Origin of the sequence: Streptomyces durocortorensis, assembly GCF_016901035.1 — a bacterium.
Lineage (GTDB): Bacteria > Actinomycetota > Actinomycetes > Streptomycetales > Streptomycetaceae > Streptomyces > Streptomyces durocortorensis.
In genome coordinates, this window is record NZ_JAFEUF010000067.1 from 1 (window position 1) to 1,779 (window position 1,779).

A 1,779-nucleotide genomic window follows, 5' to 3' on the forward strand; every position below is an offset into this window, starting at 1 on the left:
GGGCCGGGCGCCGTCGGCGGGGGGGGGGGGGGGGGGGGGGGGGGGGGGGCCGCGCCGGGGGGGGGGCGGGGGGGGGGGGGGGGGGCGGGGGCCGCCCCCCCCCCCCGATCGTGCAGGTGAAGCAGTCAGCTCGGGCCGGTCGGCGTGCCGGCTCGACCGATCAGGAAGCGGGCCGGGCGAGCGCGGCCGCGAGACCGTTCTGCCAGAGCTGGTTGACCCGGGCCCGCTCGCCGGCGTCGGGCTGGGCGTTGGTGCAGGACGGGCCGGGGCCGCCGCCGGACATCAGCTGGCTGCACGGGCCGGAGTAGTTGTCGGGCAGGCCGAGCACGTGCCCGGTCTCGTGCGTGGTGACGCGGGTCGAGTTGTACTGCTGGTTCTGCCGGTAGTCCAGGAAGATGAAGCCCCGGCCGTGTCCGTTGGTCGAGGCGTACGACCCGCGCGGGTCGTTGCCCTCGCGATAGGTGAAGTCGGCTCTGGAGCCTTCCTGGAGCCGGACGTTGGAGACCGAGCTGTTCCAGATGCGGGTGCTGTTGGCTATCTGGGTGCGGAAGCTGGGGGCGGAGGCCGCGCTGTAGGTGACGGTGACGGCCTGGGCCCCCGGGTTGGCGGCCCGCTTCTCGGCGACCGACTTCATGACCGCGTCGAAGAACGCCCGGTTCGCGGCGGCGTTCTCGCCCGACCCGTTGTACGCGGCAATGCCGGCGGGGGTGGAGAGGGAAGGAGCGGGAGCGGCGGAGACCGCGGGAGCCGCACCCAGCGCGGCGACGAGGGCGAGGCCCGCAAGGGCGCGGACTGTGGCAGTCGAGACGTGTTTCATGGGGGATTTCTCCTACTGTCCGGTGAACCCGCGTCCTCGGGTTTGTCCGGTCAGCGGACGGGGCGCGGGGCGGTACGAGGAGAGTGTGAGGGTGCGGGCGGCTGCCGGGGATGATGCCAACTCGCGATTGCACCGCCCTATCGCCCGTCCCGACCGGACGGGTACCGCCGGGACCGTCCCCGCGACCCCCCGGGTCCTCTCGCGGTCCTGACGGTCCGACAGGCCGTCGCCGTCACCCGCGCCACCGATCCTCCGCCCCGGCGCCGGCCCGCGTGGGACCTCGGCCCCCTCGTGCAGCGCACCCGCCCACGGGTCGGTGTCTCGACTCCACGAACTCTGCGCCGGACGGTTGGCGGGGAAGCCGGTGAGCTCCGGCGGAGCCGCGGGTGATGCGTGGGGTGCCACGGCCGTACGGTGCCCGGCGGAGGCCGCAGTCCGCCCGTTCGGAAGTCCGCCCGTTCGGAACCAACCGCCAGAGGGGCGGCAAGACCATCGGGTTCAACGGCGGCTGCGGGCGTCGCGCGAATCGTCGGCACCGGTCTCGCCGGTCGCGCCGCGATTGCCTGAACGACGGAAGCGGCCTTGCGGCGAGGGCGCTCCTCGCAGCCGAGAACTTGCAGATTGGTAACCTATGAGTTACCAATGAGGAGTGGACCCGTTCATCGCACTGGCCGACCCCGTACGCCGTGACCTGCTGCGCGCACTCGTCTCCGGCCCGGCCCGGGTCGTCGACCTCGCAGCCCGGCACCCGATCAGTCGGCCCGCGGTGAGCAGACATCTGCACCTGCTCAACGAAGCCGGGCTGGTCACCGTCGAGGATCGGGGCCGGGGGGGGCCCCCCCCCCCCCCCCCCCCCGGGGGGGGGCCCCGGCCCCCCCCGTGCCGCCCGCGCCGCCGGGGGCCGCCCCCCCGTGACCCGCCCCGCCGGGGGGCCCCCCCCCCCGGGGGGGCGCCGCCCCCCT

Annotated in this window: 1 protein-coding gene and 1 pseudogene; one reads left to right on the forward strand and one right to left on the reverse strand. The window is 75.3% G+C overall.

Translation table 11 applies throughout. The annotated features are described in order from the left end of the window. Positions 1-160: 160 nt before the first annotated feature. Positions 161-817, reverse strand: coding sequence for a snapalysin (gene snpA, locus JS521_RS15400; RefSeq protein ID WP_205083555.1), 657 nt, complete (start codon positions 815-817; stop codon positions 161-163). A gap of 649 nt (positions 818-1,466) precedes the next feature. Here snpA and JS521_RS37215 point away from each other — a divergent pair. Next, positions 1,467-1,634: pseudogene (locus JS521_RS37215) on the forward strand (ArsR/SmtB family transcription factor); the annotation flags it as partial. Between the last annotated feature and the right edge of the window lie 145 nt (positions 1,635-1,779).

Coding starts and splice junctions, on each gene's coding strand:
- snpA (WP_205083555.1), bottom strand. CDS start 817: ATGAAACACGTCTCGACTGCCACAGTCCGCGCCCTTGCGGGCCTCGCC.